The organism is Achromobacter spanius (genome assembly GCF_039673305.1).
Classification (GTDB): domain Bacteria; phylum Pseudomonadota; class Gammaproteobacteria; order Burkholderiales; family Burkholderiaceae_B; genus Achromobacter; species Achromobacter spanius_F.
This window is the reverse complement of the sequence record NZ_JBDJLJ010000035.1, coordinates 12,504-27,982: the sequence shown is the minus strand read 5'-3', so window position 1 is coordinate 27,982 and position 15,479 is coordinate 12,504. Positions and strand designations below refer to the sequence as shown.

At 65.5% G+C, this 15,479-nt stretch carries 16 protein-coding genes; 13 read left to right on the top strand and 3 right to left on the bottom strand.

Translation table 11 applies throughout. From position 1 onward, the window contains the following. Positions 1-35 precede the first annotated feature (35 nt). From bamA to ABE485_RS21900, 12 genes are all read left to right on the top strand, one after another. The gene (gene bamA, locus ABE485_RS21955; protein ID WP_346517378.1) at positions 36-2,369 is read left to right on the top strand and encodes an outer membrane protein assembly factor BamA; all 2,334 of its coding nucleotides are present in this window, start codon (positions 36-38) and stop codon (positions 2,367-2,369) included. A 109-nt stretch (positions 2,370-2,478) separates the two neighbouring features. Then, positions 2,479-3,039, top strand: a complete 561-nt coding sequence (locus ABE485_RS21950; RefSeq protein WP_346517377.1) for an OmpH family outer membrane protein — start codon at positions 2,479-2,481, stop codon at positions 3,037-3,039. 17 nt (positions 3,040-3,056) lie between these two features. After that, a complete protein-coding gene (lpxD, locus tag ABE485_RS21945; protein ID WP_346517376.1) occupies positions 3,057-4,151 on the top strand; it encodes a UDP-3-O-(3-hydroxymyristoyl)glucosamine N-acyltransferase in 1,095 nt (364 codons plus the stop codon). 67 nt (positions 4,152-4,218) lie between these two features. After that, complete coding sequence (fabZ, locus tag ABE485_RS21940; protein WP_008167730.1) at positions 4,219-4,674, top strand: 3-hydroxyacyl-ACP dehydratase FabZ; 456 nt, start codon at positions 4,219-4,221, stop codon at positions 4,672-4,674. After that, on the top strand, positions 4,675-5,469 hold the full coding sequence (gene lpxA, locus ABE485_RS21935) for an acyl-ACP--UDP-N-acetylglucosamine O-acyltransferase (protein ID WP_346517375.1): 795 nt from the start codon (positions 4,675-4,677) through the stop codon (positions 5,467-5,469). Then, positions 5,466-6,662, top strand: a complete 1,197-nt coding sequence (gene lpxB / locus ABE485_RS21930; protein WP_346517374.1) for a lipid-A-disaccharide synthase — start codon at positions 5,466-5,468, stop codon at positions 6,660-6,662. Before lpxA ends, lpxB begins: the two co-directional genes overlap by 4 nt. Next, positions 6,649-7,257: a ribonuclease HII gene (rnhB, locus tag ABE485_RS21925; protein ID WP_346517373.1), complete on the top strand. Its 609-nt coding sequence runs from the start codon at positions 6,649-6,651 to the stop codon at positions 7,255-7,257. The genes lpxB and rnhB overlap by 14 nt, the downstream gene beginning before the upstream one ends. After that, entirely contained in the window at positions 7,254-8,042 is a 789-nt protein-coding gene (locus ABE485_RS21920; RefSeq protein ID WP_346517372.1) for a TrmH family RNA methyltransferase, read from the top strand. The genes rnhB and ABE485_RS21920 overlap by 4 nt, the downstream gene beginning before the upstream one ends. Positions 8,043-8,166: 124 nt before the next feature. Next, positions 8,167-8,637: a DUF2846 domain-containing protein gene (locus ABE485_RS21915; protein ID WP_346517371.1), complete on the top strand. Its 471-nt coding sequence runs from the start codon at positions 8,167-8,169 to the stop codon at positions 8,635-8,637. 162 nt (positions 8,638-8,799) lie between these two features. Next, positions 8,800-9,132 (top strand): hypothetical protein, encoded by a 333-nt coding sequence (locus tag ABE485_RS21910; protein ID WP_346517370.1) that lies wholly within the window; start codon positions 8,800-8,802, stop codon positions 9,130-9,132. After that, positions 9,129-9,596 carry a DUF2846 domain-containing protein gene (locus ABE485_RS21905; protein WP_346517369.1) on the top strand — a complete coding sequence of 156 codons (468 nt, stop codon included), beginning with the start codon at positions 9,129-9,131 and terminating at the stop codon, positions 9,594-9,596. Before ABE485_RS21910 ends, ABE485_RS21905 begins: the two co-directional genes overlap by 4 nt. A 22-nt stretch (positions 9,597-9,618) precedes the next feature. Further along, positions 9,619-10,098, top strand: a complete 480-nt coding sequence (locus ABE485_RS21900; protein WP_346517368.1) for a DUF2846 domain-containing protein — start codon at positions 9,619-9,621, stop codon at positions 10,096-10,098. A gap of 45 nt (positions 10,099-10,143) precedes the next feature. On the opposite strand, the gene ppsR is transcribed toward ABE485_RS21900, so the two are convergent. Beyond that, positions 10,144-10,971: a posphoenolpyruvate synthetase regulatory kinase/phosphorylase PpsR gene (gene ppsR / locus ABE485_RS21895; RefSeq protein WP_346517367.1), complete on the bottom strand. Its 828-nt coding sequence runs from the start codon at positions 10,969-10,971 to the stop codon at positions 10,144-10,146. A gap of 215 nt (positions 10,972-11,186) precedes the next feature. On the opposite strand from ppsR, the gene ppsA reads away from it, so the two are divergent. After that, a complete protein-coding gene (gene ppsA, locus ABE485_RS21890; RefSeq protein ID WP_346517366.1) occupies positions 11,187-13,553 on the top strand; it encodes a phosphoenolpyruvate synthase in 2,367 nt (788 codons plus the stop codon). Between the two features lie 114 nt (positions 13,554-13,667). On the opposite strand, the gene ABE485_RS21885 is transcribed toward ppsA, so the two are convergent. Both ABE485_RS21885 and ABE485_RS21880 read right to left on the bottom strand, forming a co-directional pair. Then, positions 13,668-14,513, bottom strand: coding sequence for a bifunctional transcriptional activator/DNA repair enzyme AdaA (locus ABE485_RS21885; RefSeq protein ID WP_346517365.1), 846 nt, complete (start codon positions 14,511-14,513; stop codon positions 13,668-13,670). Between the two features lie 104 nt (positions 14,514-14,617). Next, on the bottom strand, positions 14,618-15,358 hold the full coding sequence (locus ABE485_RS21880) for a glutamine amidotransferase (protein WP_346517364.1): 741 nt from the start codon (positions 15,356-15,358) through the stop codon (positions 14,618-14,620). Positions 15,359-15,479 lie beyond the last annotated feature (121 nt).

Below are 15,479 nucleotides of genomic sequence, written 5' to 3'. Positions count from 1 at the left end.
TCCCCCGCCATTTGCACGACCGAGGATACTCAAGGATGTCTTTTCGCCGGATGTTTCATCACAAAAAGGGTGTACTGCCGGGTCTCATTGCCGCTTTGCTGTTGCCGGCCATGGCCCACGCCTTCGAACCCTTTGTCGTGCGGGATATCCGCGTAGAGGGTATTCAACGAACCGACGCCGGCACCGTCTTTGGTTATCTCCCCGTCAAGGTCGGTGAAAAATTCACCGAAGAAGAAGCCACCGAGGCGATTCGCCGCCTGTACGGAACGGGCTTCTTTACCGACGTGCAGATCCAGACCGACAATAATGTCGTCGTCGTGGTCGTGCAGGAACGTCCCACCATCGCATCCGTGAATTTCAACGGCATGCGCGAATTCGATTCCAAGGCCATTACCACCTCGCTGAGCCAGGTGGGATTTGCCGAAGGCCGCATTTTCGACCGCTCCATGCTCGAGCGCGCCGAATACGAACTGAAGCAGCAGTATCTGTCCAAGGGCAAATACGGCGTCGAAGTGACCTCCACCGTGACTCCGCTGCCGCGCAACCGCGTGGGCGTGAGCTTCGACGTGTTCGAAGGCTCGGTGGCGCGCATCCAGGAAATCCGCTTCGTCGGCAACAAGGCTTTCTCCGAAAGCGACCTCCTCGACGAATTCAAGCTGACCACGCCGGGCTGGCTGACCTGGTACACCGACACCGACAAGTACTCGCGCGAAAAGCTCGAGGGCGACCTTGAAACCCTGCGCTCGTTCTACCTGAACCAGGGCTACCTCGAGTTTTCAGTGGAACCGCCGCAGGTCACGATTTCGCCGGACCGCAAGGACATCCGCATCACGATCACCGTGCACGAAGGCGAACCCTACAAGGTGCGCAGCGTGAAGCTGGCTGGCAACCTGCTCGGCCTGGACAAGGAGATCAACGCGCTGGTGCAGGTCAAGCCCGATGAGACCTTCTCGGCCGCCAAGACCAACGATTCGGCCAAGGCCATCACCGACTACCTGGGTGAGCTGGGCTACGCGTTCGCCAACGTGAACCCGAACCCGCAGCTGGACCGCGCCAAGCACGAAGCCGACCTGACTTTCTACGTCGATCCGAGCCGCCGCGTCTACGTGCGCCGCATCCAGATCGGCGGCAACACCCGCACCCGCGACGAAGTCGTGCGCCGCGAAATGCGCCAGCAGGAAGCCGCCTGGTACGACGCCGCGGACATCAAGACCTCGCGCGACCGCGTCGACCGCCTGGGTTACTTCAGCGACGTCAACGTGAAGACCGATCCGGTGCCGGGTTCACCCGACCAGGTCGACGTCAACGTCGACGTGAAGGAAAAGCCCACCGGCATGATCAACCTGGGCGTGGGCTACGGCTCGTCCGAAAAGGCTATTCTTTCGGCTGGCATCAGCGAAGACAACGTCTTCGGCAGCGGCACCAACCTGACGCTGCAACTGAACACCAGCAAGACGAACCGCGCCATCGTGCTGTCGCACACCGATCCGTACTGGACCAAGGACGGCATCAGCCGCACCACGTCGGCCTACTACCGCGTGACTGAACCCTGGAACAACAACGACGGCGATTACCGCGTCAAGGCGCTGGGCCTGGGCATGAACTTCGGTATTCCGATCTCGGAATACGACCGGATCTTCCTGGGCGCGAACATCGAGCGCAACCAGATCGATCTGTACGACAACTCGCCGCAGGCCTATGACGATTTCGTCAGCCAGTACGGCGACTCCACCAATTCGGTGATCTTCAGCGCCGGCTGGTCCAAGGACACGCGCGACAGCGCGCTGGCGCCGACCAAGGGTTCGTACACGCGCCTGAAGGCGGACGTGTCGACGGTCGACCTGCAATACACCATGCTGACGGGCCAGCAGCAGTACTTCGTGCCCCTGGGCGGCTCCTACACGCTGGCCTTGAACGGCATGGTCGACTGGGGCCAGAGCTACGGCAACAAGGACTACCCCGTCATCAAGAACGTCTATGCCGGCGGCATCGGCACCGTTCGCGGCTACGAAGGTTCTTCGCTGGGTCCGCGCGACGTCAAGACGGGCGATTACCTGGGCGGCACGCGCCGTATCGTGGCCAATGCCCAGTTGTACCTGCCGTTCCCGGGCGCGTCCAAGGACCGCACGCTGCGCTGGTTCATCTTCAGCGACGCCGGCCAGGTGTCGGCTGGCAGCGGCCTGAGCTGCACCCGCGGCCGCGACAACACCGAAGTCGAGGATCCTTGCGGCTGGCGTTTCTCGGCGGGTATCGGCCTGTCGTGGCAATCGCCGATGGGTCCGCTGCAGTTGTCCTATGCGCGTCCGCTCAACTCGAAGCAGGGCGACGACAAGCAAAGCTTCCAGTTCCAGATCGGGACGGGTTTCTGAGCTAGGCGTTACTCTTGAAAACAAGGGCGTGGCCCACCGGCCCGGCGCCCTTGCTGTTTAGTGGCACAATACACACTTTGGCTTTGCCTTACTGGAAGGTGAGATTTTCATGATGTCTGATTTCGCACTTAAATCATCGAAGACGCCGGGCGCGAAGCGCCGTGGCAAGCTGGGCGGCTCCATTGCCCTGGTGGGTGCGCTCATTCTCGGTTCGGCTGCCGCGATTCCCGCGCAAGCTCAAGGCACCAAGATCGGTTTCGTCAACACCGAGCGTATCCTGCGTGAATCGGGTCCGGCCAAGACTGCCCAAAGCAAGATCGAAGCCGAATTCAAGAAGCGCGACGACGAGCTCCAACGCCTGAACAACAGCCTGCGCTCGCAAGCCGAGAAGTTCGACAAGGACGCCCCCGTGCTGTCCGAATCCGACCGCGTCAAGCGTCAGCGTGAACTGTCCAACCTGGATACCGACCTGCAGCGCAAGCGCCGCGAATTCCAGGAAGACTTCAACCGCCGCCGCAACGAAGAGTTCTCGGGCATCGTGGCCAAGGCCAACGAGGCCATCAAGCGCATCGCCGAGCAGGAAAGCTACGACCTGATCATTCAGGACGCCGTGACGGTCAACCCGCGCATCGACATCACCGACAAGGTGATCCAGAGCCTGGGCAAGTAAGCGATACCCGTCTAGTCATGCCGGTTTTACTGGATCTTGCCCGCGCGCCCACACTTGAAGCACTGTTGGGCGCCGCCAATACCCAGGGATTGGACTGGCGCATCAGCGCGGTTCCCGGCGCGGACCCCTTTCGGGTCTGCGGCATCGGAACCCTGTCGTCGGCGGGCAGCCAGGAAATCGCATTCCTGGCCAACCCCCGCTACCAGAGCCAGCTAGGCGCAACCGGGGCAGGAGCGGTCATCGTTTCGCCCGATGTGGCCGAAGCGCTGGAAGCCGACAGTTCCCATCCGCCCTTCGCGCTGGTCGTCTGCAAGCATCCCTACCTGCTTTACGCGCGTGTTGCGCAGTGGTTCGACGCCGCCCGCCGGCCCGCGCTGCCTGCCGACACCCATCCTTCCGCGGTGGTCGCGCCCGACGCGATCCTCGAGGAAGACGTGCGCATCGGTCCCAATTGCGTCGTGGAATCCGGCGTCCGGATCGGCCGCGGCACCGTGCTGGGGCCGGGATGCGTGATCGGCGCCGGCTCGTCCATCGGACCGGGCGGGCGCCTGCATGCCAATGTCACGCTGTACGAAGGCGTGAAGATCGGCGCCCGGGTCATTCTGCATAGCGGCGCGGTGCTTGGTGCGGACGGCTTCGGTTTTGCTCCGGACCCCGCCCTGGGCAAGGGCGCCTGGGGCAAGATTCCCCAATTCGGGGGCGTGTCCATTGGCGACGATGTCGAAATCGGCGCCAACACGACCGTCGACCGGGGCGCGCTCGAAGACACCGTGCTCGCTGACGGCGTCAAGCTGGACAACCAGATCATGGTGGGCCACAACGTGCGCGTCGGCGCGCATACCGCCATGGCGGCCTGCGTCGGCGTGGCCGGTTCCACGACCATCGGCGAGCGCTGCACCATCGGCGGCGCGGCGATGCTGTCGGGGCACCTGGTCCTGGGCGACGATGTCCATATCTCGGGCGGCACCGCGGTGACGTCCAATATTTCCAAGCCTGGCCGCTATACCGGGGTCTTCCCGTACGCGGAGCATGGCGAATGGCAGCACAACGCCGCCGTGATACAACAGTTGGCGCAATTGCGCCGCCGCGTGCGGACGCTGGAAAAGGCCTAGGGCGCGATCGCCGCCCTGGCGCGTCCGCGCCGCCAAATTATTTCATTTCGCAGGAAAGCATAGAAAAATGGAACTCGACATCAAGGGGATCATGGAGAGGCTGCCGCATCGTTATCCGATGCTGCTGATCGACCGCGTCGTTGAAATGGTGCCTGGCAAGTCCATCGTCGCCATCAAGAACGTTTCGATCAATGAGCCGTTTTTCAACGGCCATTTTCCTCACCATCCGGTGATGCCGGGCGTACTTATCGTTGAAGCCATGGCCCAGGCCTCGGCGCTGTTTTCGTTCACCGACGAAAACGGCGGCCTGAAGTGCGAAGGTTCCAAGACGGCGTATTACCTGGTCGGCATCGATGGCGCGCGTTTCCGCCGCCCCGTGGTGCCGGGCGACCAATTGCGCATCGAGGTCGAAGCAGAGCGCCTCAGCCGCAGCATCTGTAAGTATCAAGCACGCGCGACGGTCGACGGCCAGGAAGTGGCGTCGGCCAAGCTGATGTGCGCGATTCGCAGCCTGGAAGAGTAAATGGCAGGAAATATCCATCCCACCGCTGTCGTCGATCCGGCGGCAAAAATCGACCCGACCGCGGTCATCGGCCCGTTCGCAGTGGTGGGGCCCGATGTGACCATCGGCGCGGGGACCGAAATCGGCCCGTACTGCATGGTCGATGGTGTGACCACCATCGGGCGCGATAACCGCTTCTACCGCTATTGCTCCATCGGGGGCATGCCGCAGGACAAGAAGTACGCGGGCGAGCCCACGCGGCTCACCATCGGCGACCGCAACACGGTGCGCGAGTTCGTCACCCTGAACACCGGCACCACGCAGGACGGCGGCGAAACCACGCTGGGCGACGACAACTGGATCATGGCGTACGTCCACGTGGCGCACGACTGCCATATCGGCAGCCACACGATCCTGGCCAATTCGGTCCAGCTGGGCGGCCACGTCCATGTGGGCGATTGGGCCATCATCGGCGGCCTGACTGGTGTGCACCAGTTCTCGCGCGTGGGCGCCCACACCATGACGGGCGGCAACAGCTCGCTCATGCAGGATACGCCTCCCTTCGTGCTGGCCGCGGGCAATCCGTGCCGTCCGGTTGGCGTCAACGTCGAAGGCCTCAAGCGCCGCGGCTTTACGCCCGCCGCCATTTCGGCGCTGCGGGAAGCCTACAAGATCATCTACCGCCGGGGGCTGCCCCTGGACGCGGCGCGCGCCGAGCTGCGCGAGCGCCAGCAATCCATCCCCGAGGCCGCGGAGCACCTGCAGACGATGCTCGATTTCCTGGACGTCGCCTCCCGCGGCATCATCCGTCCATGAGCACGCGGATCGGCATGGTGGCCGGCGAGCCTTCGGGCGACCTGCTGGCCGGGCGCATCATTGCCGGTCTGCAAGCGCGAGACGCCGGCGTCCGGTGCGAGGGTATCGGCGGGCCCCAGATGGAGGCCCATCAATTCGAAGCCTGGCATCCCATGCATGCCTTGACGGTGTTCGGGTACGTCGATGCGCTCAAGCGCCTGCCCAGCCTGCTGGGCACCTATCGCGACGTCAAGCGCCGCTGGCTGGCTGAACCGCCGTCGGTCTTCGTCGGCATCGACGCGCCCGATTTCAACCTGAGGCTGGAGCATCAGCTGCGGCAGGCAGGCACGCCCACGGTGCATTTCGTCGGCCCGTCCATTTGGGCATGGCGCTACGAGCGCATCCACAAGATCCGCGAATCGGTGTCGCACATGCTGGTGCTGTTTCCGTTCGAGGAAGAAATCTATCGCAAGGAAGGCATTCCGGTGACGTACGTGGGCCACCCGCTGGCCGGCGCCGTCCCGATGCAGCCTGACCGCGCGGCGGCGCGCGAGCGCCTGGGTATCGACCAGAACGCCCGCGTGCTGGCGATATTGCCGGGCAGCCGCTCGTCCGAGATCCGCCTGCTGGCGCCGCGCTTCCTGCAGGCGGCCCAGATGCTGCTGAAGAAGGATCCGGCCCTGCAGTGCGTGGTTCCCATGGTCAATGATCAGCGGCGCGCGGAATTCCTGGCCATTCTGGCCCAGTATCCCGTGCCGGGGTTGCGCTGCATCACCGCGCACGATCTGCACGGCGAGGGCGGCGACCGCAAGGCGCCCGTGGCGTGGTCGGTCATGGAAGCCGCCACGGCCGTGCTGGTGGCCAGCGGCACCGCCACCCTGGAAACGGCGCTGTTCAAGCGTCCCATGGTCATTTCCTACGTGCTGTCGCCCTGGATGCGCCGTATCATGGCCTGGAAGTCCGGGCAGGAGCGGCCGTATCTGCCGTGGGTCGGCCTGCCAAACGTGCTGTTGCGGGACTTTGCCGTGCCGGAACTCTTGCAGGACGACGCAACGCCGGAAAAGCTGGCCGAAGCGACGTGGCAGGCGTTGACCGACGACGTGCTCACGGCCCGGGTAGAGGCCCGGTTCACGGCCATGCATCAAGAGCTTTTGCGAGACACGCCGGCGCTTGCGGCGCAGGCGATCCTGGAGGTGGCAGGTGGAGCAGCCTGATCTGTTCGCGGCCCCGGTGCAGCCGGCGCTGCTGACGGCCGGGGTCGACGAGGCCGGCCGCGGCCCGCTGGCGGGCGAGGTCTATGCCGCGGCGGTCATCCTGGACCCGGCCCGTCCCATCGACGGCCTGGCTGATTCCAAGGCACTCACGGCAGCGCGGCGCGAGGCGCTGGCGCTCCAGATCAAGGAACATGCGATGGCCTGGTTCATCGCCAGCGCCACGGTCGCGGAAATCGACAGCCTGAACATCCTGCGCGCCACGATGCTGGCGATGCAGCGCGCCGTCCAGGGCCTGGCGATGATGCCGCAGCTGGCGCTGGTGGACGGCAACCAGGCGCCCAAGCTGAGCTGCACGGTGCAGACGGTGGTCAAGGGCGATGCGCTGGTGCCCGCGATCTCGGCGGCATCCATCCTGGCCAAGACGGCCCGCGACGCCGATCTGCTGCGCCTGCATGCGCTCTACCCGCAGTACGCCTTCGATCAGCACAAGGGCTACGGCACCGCGCTGCACCTGCAGCGGCTGCGCGAACACGGCCCTTGCGCCGAGCATCGGCGCAGTTTCGCCCCCATCAAGGCCTTCGGCCTGGCGTCATGAAGCACATCAGTTCCCGCGACAACCCCGCGGTCAAGGCGCTGGTCAAGCTGGCTGGCGCCGCGGGCAAGCGCGGCGCGCCGGTGCTGCTGGACGGCGTGCACCTGTGCCAGGCCTGGCTGCAGCATCATGGCGCGCCCGATCAGGCGATCTTCGACGTGGAACGCCTGTCTCAACCCGATATCGCGGCGCTGGCCGCGGCCGTCCCCGACCGGGATTGCCTGGCCCTGGACGCGCGGCTGATGCATTCCCTGGCCGCGGTGGAAAGCGGGCAGGGTGTGGCGTTCCTGGTCACGCCGCCGGTCCCGCTGGCCCCGGCGCAGGTGGACGAAACCTGCGTCCTGTTCGATCGCATCCAGGATCCCGGCAACGTGGGTACGCTCCTGCGCACCTGCGCCGCCGCGGGCGTGAAGCGCGTGTTCCTGGCGACGGGGACCGCGGCGGCCTGGTCTCCCAAGGTGCTGCGCAGCGGGCAGGGCGCCCATTTTGCGCTGGCCATCCATGAACACGTCGATCTTGCCGCCTTGCTGCCCGGCTTGCGGGTGCCTTTGGTGGCCACCGCGCTGGACGGTTCGCGCGACCTGTACGCCGGCAGCCTGCCGGAGCGCTGCGCCTGGGTCTTCGGGCATGAGGGCCAGGGCGTGGCCCCGGCGCTGCTGGCCGCGGCAAGTCTCAAGGTGCGCATTCCACATGACATGGCGGCGGTCGAGTCGCTGAACGTCGGCGCGGCCGCGGCGATATGCCTTTTTGAGCAACGCCGTCAGGCGCTGGCCGGCAAGGCCGGCTGATCAGGCCGCGTTTTCCCGCTTTTCGCTGGATTGCCTGCACTGTCCCCGCTTTATACTCCCCCGTTTTGCGTGGTCCGCGCTCGCCGCTGGCGAGTGCCCGCGCGCAAGCCAAAGGAGGCGAAGCGTGAAGAGCTGGGTCAAATCGAGTCTTGCCGCCGCGGGCGTGGCGTTGCTGCTGGCCGGCTGCGCCGGTCCCCGGTACGTCGACGTTGCTGCGCGCATCCCCGCGCTGGAGGCGGCCGAAGGCCGGATCTACTTCTATCAGCCCAAGACGCCGAATGGCGGCAAGATCGCCCAGCCCACCATTTTGGTGGACGGCGCCAAGGTTGGCCGCTCCAAGCCGGGCAACTTCTTCTTTGTGGACCGGGCGCCCGGGCAACTCGCCGTCATTACGGCGACCGACCGCAAGGAGCGCAAGGAACCGCTGACCGTGCCGCTGGCCGCCGGGCAGACGCAGTACGTGCGCGTGGATATCTCGGGCGGCAGGCAGGTTCTGCAGCTGGAGGCCTCGCCCGAGGCGGCTCAGCAGGCGTTGTCGGATCTTCGGTACTGGGGCGCAAGCCGCCGGGAGCGCGAGCAACTGCGCTACGAATGATGCGCCACGTTTTGTAATTTACTGACGCACTCATATACTTACGCACTTTAATTTGCCGAGGTATCTATGGCGTCGTCGGTAATTCCAAAGTTCGCACGCGCGTCGCGCGCGGGCAGGACTGTTGCTGTGGCTTTGGCTGGCGCCCTGGCGCTGGGCGCATGCATGTCCGTCTCGACCCAGAAGGCCAGCCTTGTGCCGGTCGCGTCGGCGGACAGGGCTAGCGTGATACAGCTTTCGCGCATGGTGAGCGTCCGGCTTCCCAACGACAGCGCCGCCACCTTGCCTGCGGCGTCGCAATGGGAGCGCGTGGGCGCCTTGCCTCAGGGCGACGTCTACCGCTCGCTGAGCGGGCTGTTCACGGTCCAGACCCGCCGCCAGGGAGAGGCCTATCTTGTCGCCTCTTCCGGAAAGCTGGTGGGCTTCTATCTGCCCGGTGAATCCGCCTACATGCCTTTGACCCGCCCTGTGTCGCTGCCCGTGGAGATGCGTCAATGAACGTTTTGCTGAAAGTGGCGGCGGCTACGGCCGCTGCCGTCGCGCTGGCCGGCTGCGCCGGTCCCAAGTATGAGTCGCTGCAGGGCCGCATCCCGCCGCTCGCGCAGGGGCAGGGCCGTATTTATTTCTATCAGCCGCAGGCGTCGATCACCGCGGCAGCCCAACAGAAACTGCGCGTGAACCAGGACGTGGTCGGTCGCAACAAGCCGGGCAGCTTCTTCTTCGTGGACCGCCCGGCGGGCAGCTACGTAGTGACCAATCTGTATTGGACCCAGGACGGCGTGAGCTTCAAGCTCGATCCGGGGCAGACCCGCTATGTGCGCATCATGGCCGAATCGCTGGGAAGCACGGGCGCCGGCAAGCTGTCCATGGAGCTGGTGGATCCGCCCGAGCAGGCCGAGAGCGAGCTGTCGCGGATGCGGTACTGGGGCGCTGCCTCGTCCGAACAGGTGTCCGGCCTGTGAGGCCCGGCCTGGAGAAGCAAGCATGAAACGCAGCATCAGGATGATTGCCGCCGTGGCGCTGGGCGCGGCGCTGCTGGCGGGTTGCGGCGGCGCGCGCTACAAGGATGTCGCGGGCACCATACCGTTCATGGTCCCGGACACGGGCCGGATCTATTTCTACCAACCGCCGGCGCCCGTCGGCGTGGTGTCGAGCCAGCCGTATTTGCGGGTAAACGGCGTGAAAGTCGGCCGTTCCAAACCCGGCAGCTTTTTCTTCGTGAACCGGCCTGCCGGCAAGTATGAAATCGACACGCTGCGCGACGACGACACGCTGTCGTTCACCCTGGCGCCCGGCCAGACGCGCTACGTGCGGCTGAGCATCGAAGGCGTGAGCGGGAATTCGTCAAATATGGGCCGGCAGGACATGCGGCTCGAGGAATCCGAGGCAACCGCCCAGCAGGAGATGGGCCCGCTCAAGTACTGGGGAGCCGGTTCGCGCGAACGCGTGAAACTGCGTCCCTGATACGGGGAGGGTTCAAGCAGGGCGCGCCATGGCGCGCCCTTTTTTTCAGCCGCGATCCAGTCCCACTTCCTGCAGCACCGTCGTCGCGATTTCCTCGATCGATTTCGTGGTGCTGGACAGCCACGAAATGCCCTCGCGGCGCATCATGCGTTCGGCCTCGGCCACTTCGTAGCGGCATTGCTCCAGCTGCGCATAGCGGCTATTGGGGCGGCGTTCGTTGCGCACTTCGGCCAGGCGTTCCGGCTGGATGGACAGGCCGAACAGCTTGCCGCGGTGCGGGGCGATGGTGGAGGGCAGGGTGCCGCGCTCGAAGTCGTCGGGCGTCAGCGGGAAGTTGGCCGCCTTGATGGCGTACTGCATGGCCAGGTACAGGCTAGTCGGCGTCTTGCCGCAGCGGGACACGCCCACCAGGATCACGTCCGCCTGGTCCAGCTGGTTCACGAACTGGCCGTCGTCGTGCGCCAGGCTGAAGTTGATGGCGTCGATGCGGTTCCGGTACTTTTCGGAATTGGCCTGCATGTGCGAGCGGCCGATGGAGTGGCTGGACTTCAGGCCCAGCGCCTGTTCGATGTGGCTGACGAAGGTGCCGAACAGGTCCAGGAAAATGCCGTTCGCCTGCCGAACACGCGCCAGGATTTCCGGGTTGACCAGGGTGCTGAACACAATGGGCGGAACGCCCGCGTCCTGGGCGCTGCGGTCGATGCGCATGGCGACCTCCGCCGCCTTTTCCAGCGTGTCGACAAAAGGCAGCCGGACAGGCTTGAAATCGACCTCCTCGAACTGCGAAAGCACCGACTGGCTGAAGGTTTCCGCGGTGATGCCGGTACTGTCGGAAACGATGTATACCGTACGTACGATAGGGGTAGATGTCATGTGTAAAAAATTCCAACCAGGCAGATGGCCGGACGTACTCCACCGAGTACAATCAGGCCCCTATAAGTCACCCCAAGGGCGGTCCAAGGCCAGTTTGGTCAGCGTCTGAAAAAGCCCCTTTTGCATGCCGGCAAGCGCATCCGCCGGCGCCGCAAAACAGCGCTTTTCATGCATTGACCAAACTCGCTTTCATTCCATTGTAAAAGGTGACTTCAATGTCGTATGTTGTTTTGTTCGAGCAGCTCCGCATGACGGACGTGGACTCGGTAGGAGGCAAGAACGCATCACTGGGCGAAATGATCAGCCAGCTGTCTGGCGCGGGAGTCCGCGTGCCGGGCGGCTTTGCCACGACCGCCGACGCCTTCCGCGATTTCCTGAAGGCCTCCGGCCTGGACAAGCGGATCGCTGAACGCCTGACCACGCTGAACCCCGAAGACGTGCGCGAGCTGGCTGCCGCCGGCGCGCAGATCCGCCAATGGATCGTCGATGCGCCGTTCTCGTCGGAATTCGAATCCCAGATCCGCGACGCCTTCGCCAAGCTCGACGCCGACGGCAAGGGTTCGTTCGCCGTGCGCTCGTCCGCCACGGCCGAAGACCTGCCCGACGCCTCGTTCGCCGGCCAGCAGGAAACCTTCCTGAACGTCGTGGGCATCGACGACGTGCTGGACAAGATCCGCCACGTGTTCGCATCGCTGTACAACGACCGCGCGATTTCCTATCGCGTGCACAAGGGCTATGCCCACGCCGATGTCGCCCTGTCGGCCGGCATCCAGCGCATGGTGCGTTCCGACAAGGGCAGCGCCGGCGTGATGTTCACCATCGACACCGAATCGGGCTTCCAGGACGTGGTGTTCATCACCTCGTCCTACGGCCTGGGCGAAACCGTGGTGCAGGGCGCCGTCAACCCCGACGAGTTCTACGTCTTCAAGCCCACGCTGGCCCAGGGCCATTTCCCGATCGTCGGTCGTCGCATCGGTTCCAAGCTGATCAAGATGGAATTCGACCCCGAGCGTCCCGAAGGCCGCGCCGTGCGCACGGTCGACGTGCCGGTTTCCGAGCGCAACCGCTATTCGCTGACCGACGACGAGGTCAATGAGCTGGCCCGCTACGCCGTCATCATCGAAAAGCACTACCAGCGCCCGATGGACATCGAGTGGGGCCGCGACGGCGTCGACGGCAAGATCTACATCCTGCAGGCGCGCCCGGAAACGGTGAAGTCGCAGCAGGGCGTCAACGACGTGCAGCAGCGCTACCGCCTGAAGGCCACCGGTCAGGTCCTGATCACCGGCCGCGCGATCGGCCAGAAGATCGGTTCCGGTCCCGTGCGCGTGGTGGGCGACATCTCGGACATGGACAAGGTCCAGCCGGGCGACGTGCTGGTCACCGACATGACGGACCCCAACTGGGAACCCGTGATGAAGCGCGCCTCGGCCATCGTGACGAACCGCGGCGGCCGCACCTGCCACGCGGCGATCATCGCGCGCGAGCTGGGCATTCCGGCGGTCGTGGGTTGCGGCAACGCCACCGACCTCCTGAAGGAAGGCCAGGCCGTGACCGTGTCTTGCGCTGAAGGCGACGAGGGCCGCATCTATGACGGCCTGATCGAAACCGAAGTGGAAGAAGTGCGCCGCGGCGACATGCCCGCCATCGATCTGAAGATCATGATGAACGTGGGCAATCCGCAGCTGGCATTCGACTTTGCCCAGATCCCCAACGGCGGCGTCGGCCTGGCGCGCCTGGAATTCATCATCAACAACAACATCGGCATCCACCCCAAGGCGGTCCTGGACTACCCGAATGTGGACGGCGAACTGAAGAAGGCCGTGGAATCGGCGGCCCGCGGCCATGCCAGCCCGCGCGCGTTCTTCGTCGAGAAGATGGCCGAGGGCGTGGCGACGATCGCCGCCGCCTTCTACCCCAAGCCCGTCATCGTGCGCATGTCGGACTTCAAGTCGAACGAATACCGCAAACTGGTCGGCGGTTCGCGCTACGAGCCCGAGGAAGAGAACCCCATGCTCGGCTTCCGCGGCGCGTCGCGCTACATCGCCGAGGACTTCGCCGAGTGCTTCCGCATGGAATGCGAAGCGCTCAAGAAGGTGCGCGATGAAATGGGCCTGACCAACGTCGAGATCATGGTGCCGTTCGTGCGCACCCTGGGCCAGGCCGAGAAGGTGGTGAACCTGCTCGCCAAGCACGGCCTGGCGCGCGGCGAAAACGGCCTGAAGCTGATCATGATGTGCGAGGTTCCGTCCAACGCCATCCTGGCCGAGGAGTTCCTGCAGTTCTTCGACGGCTTCTCGATCGGTTCCAACGACATGACCCAGCTGACGCTGGGCCTGGACCGCGATTCGGGCATGGAACTGCTGGCCGCGGACTTCGACGAACGCGACGAAGCGGTCAAGTTCATGCTGCGCCGCGCGATCAAGGCTTGCCTGGCCGCCAACAAGTACGTGGGCATCTGCGGCCAGGGCCCCAGCGACCACCCGGACTTCGCGCAATGGCTGAAGGACGAGGGCATCCTGTCGATGTCCCTGAACCCCGACACCGTTGTCGACACCTGGCAGCGTCTGGCCAAGAACTGATCTGACGGCTGATCAAAAAAGCCCCGCGCCTGGGAAGGCGCGGGGTTTTTTTTCGCCATTCGTGGCCGGGGGGCTGGAGTTTCCGCCCTGAGCGAGTCATCAGGGAAGGTGGGGCTATGCAGCCTGCGCTTCCCGCGCGATGAGTTCGCGCTTGCGGTCGATGCCCCAGCGGTAGCCGGCCAGCGAGCCGTCGGTGCGAACCACGCGGTGGCAGGGAATCGCCAGCGCGATGTTGTTGGTGGCGCAGGCGCGTGCCACGGCGCGCACGGCGCGGGGCGAACCGATGCGTTCGGCGACCTGCGCGTAGGTCGCGGTGGCGCCCAGGGGGATCTCGCGCAGCGCCTCCCAGACTTTGCGCTGGAAGGCCGTGCCGCGCACGTCCAGCGGCAGGTCCAGGCCGCGGGAGGGGTCTTCGACGAAGCCGATCACGGCCGCCACCCAGCGTTCAAATCGCGGATCGGCGCCGATGAGGCGGGCGGCCTTGAAGCGGTCCTGCAGGTTCCTGACGAGCTGGTCGGGATCTTCGTCCAGGGCGATCTCGCAGATGCCGGTGTCGCTGGCCGCCACCATCAATGCGCCCAGCGAACACTGCGCCACCGCGAACCGGATGTCGACGCCTTCGCCGTTCTTGCGGAAGGCCGTGGGCGTCATGCCCAGGATGGCCGGCGCGGCCTCGTAGAAGCGTCCGCTGGAATTGAATCCGGCGTCGTACATCGCGTCGGTGACGCTGGCGCTCTGCTCGAGGTGCTGGCGCGCCCGGCTGGCGCGCAGGGCGTTGGCGTAGGCCTTCGGGGTGATGCCGGTGGCGGCCTTGAAGACGCGGTGGAAATGGAACCGGCTCATGCCGGCCTGCTCGGCCAGCGTGGACAGGTCTGGCGGCTGCTCGGCTTCGAGCGCGCGGCAGGCGCGCTCGATCGCGGCGGCGTGCTGCTTGCTCAGGGGGGCGGCGGCGGGGCTCATGACGGGACTCCTGACTTGCGCGTGATTGGGTACGCTTGCCGCTATCGTCTCAAGGGCCGCCGGGCGCCGCACTCCGCTTGTTGCGCAGGCCGGCGCGAAGGGCCTCAGGCGGCCGGCGCGTAGGTTTCCAGGAAACGGCGCAGCAGCCCTGCGGCCACGGGCGTGGCGCGCACGTTCGCGGTCAGTCCGGGCACATCGAGATTTTCGGCGGCGTAGCGGCGGCCGAAGCGGTCCAGGTGGGCGCGGATGAAGTCCGGGCCGAATTCGGGATGGAACTGGGTGGAAAAGACGTTGCGGCCGATGCGGATCATCTGGTGTTCGTCCAGGTCCGAGCGCGCCAGCACCGCCGCGCCGGGAGGCGGCTGCAGCACGGTCTGCGCATGCAGCATCTGGGCGGGAAAGGTGGACGGCACGCCGGCCATCAGCTTGTCGCCCGCGGCAGTCGGAAGAAGCTCGACGGTCTGGGTGCCCACTTCGCGCCCGGCGGGGTTGTAGCCGACCTTGCCGCCCAGCGCGTGCGCCAGCAGTTGGTGGCCGTAGCAGACGCCGAACATGGGCAGGCCGGCGGCGGTGGCTTCGCGCAGCCAGGCGGCGGTGTCTTCGCTCCAGGGTTCGCGGTCGGAGACCATGGCGGGCGATCCGGTGATCAGGGCGGCGCGGTAGCTGGCGGGCGCCTGCGGGCGCTGGCCTTCGTAGACGGCCACGATTTCGACGGCATCGGCGGCCAGGCCGGCCGCGCGCACGAGTTGTTCGGCATAGCCGCCGAACTGGCTTTTGAGCGTATCGTCCGGATCGCCGGTGTGCAGGATCAGGACGGGCAGTGCAGAAGGAGTTGCAGCGGTCATAAAGGGATGTGCATTGATGAGGTCGGCGCGGCGAGCCGCCAGTCGGGCGGTCCGGCGGTACGGCGGTCGGGTGCGCCAGGGCACATCATAATCCAGCGCGATTGTTCCCGAGGGCGCGCGG

What these genes read in the sequence shown, in the direction of transcription:
- ABE485_RS21910 (WP_346517370.1), top strand. Translation starts at nt 8,800, where the DNA reads ATGTCCGTCTCGACCCAGAAGGCCAGCCTTGTGCCGGTCGCGTCGGCG.
- ppsA (WP_346517366.1), top strand. Translation starts at nt 11,187, where the DNA reads ATGTCGTATGTTGTTTTGTTCGAGCAGCTCCGCATGACGGACGTGGAC.
- fabZ (WP_008167730.1), top strand. Translation starts at nt 4,219, where the DNA reads ATGGAACTCGACATCAAGGGGATCATGGAGAGGCTGCCGCATCGTTAT.
- ABE485_RS21905 (WP_346517369.1), top strand. Translation starts at nt 9,129, where the DNA reads ATGAACGTTTTGCTGAAAGTGGCGGCGGCTACGGCCGCTGCCGTCGCG.
- bamA (WP_346517378.1), top strand. Translation starts at nt 36, where the DNA reads ATGTCTTTTCGCCGGATGTTTCATCACAAAAAGGGTGTACTGCCGGGT.
- ABE485_RS21950 (WP_346517377.1), top strand. Translation starts at nt 2,479, where the DNA reads ATGATGTCTGATTTCGCACTTAAATCATCGAAGACGCCGGGCGCGAAG.
- lpxD (WP_346517376.1), top strand. Translation starts at nt 3,057, where the DNA reads ATGCCGGTTTTACTGGATCTTGCCCGCGCGCCCACACTTGAAGCACTG.
- ABE485_RS21880 (WP_346517364.1), bottom strand. Translation starts at nt 15,358, where the DNA reads ATGACCGCTGCAACTCCTTCTGCACTGCCCGTCCTGATCCTGCACACC.
- lpxA (WP_346517375.1), top strand. Translation starts at nt 4,675, where the DNA reads ATGGCAGGAAATATCCATCCCACCGCTGTCGTCGATCCGGCGGCAAAA.
- lpxB (WP_346517374.1), top strand. Translation starts at nt 5,466, where the DNA reads ATGAGCACGCGGATCGGCATGGTGGCCGGCGAGCCTTCGGGCGACCTG.
- ABE485_RS21885 (WP_346517365.1), bottom strand. Translation starts at nt 14,513, where the DNA reads ATGAGCCCCGCCGCCGCCCCCCTGAGCAAGCAGCACGCCGCCGCGATC.
- ppsR (WP_346517367.1), bottom strand. Translation starts at nt 10,971, where the DNA reads ATGACATCTACCCCTATCGTACGTACGGTATACATCGTTTCCGACAGT.
- ABE485_RS21920 (WP_346517372.1), top strand. Translation starts at nt 7,254, where the DNA reads ATGAAGCACATCAGTTCCCGCGACAACCCCGCGGTCAAGGCGCTGGTC.
- ABE485_RS21900 (WP_346517368.1), top strand. Translation starts at nt 9,619, where the DNA reads ATGAAACGCAGCATCAGGATGATTGCCGCCGTGGCGCTGGGCGCGGCG.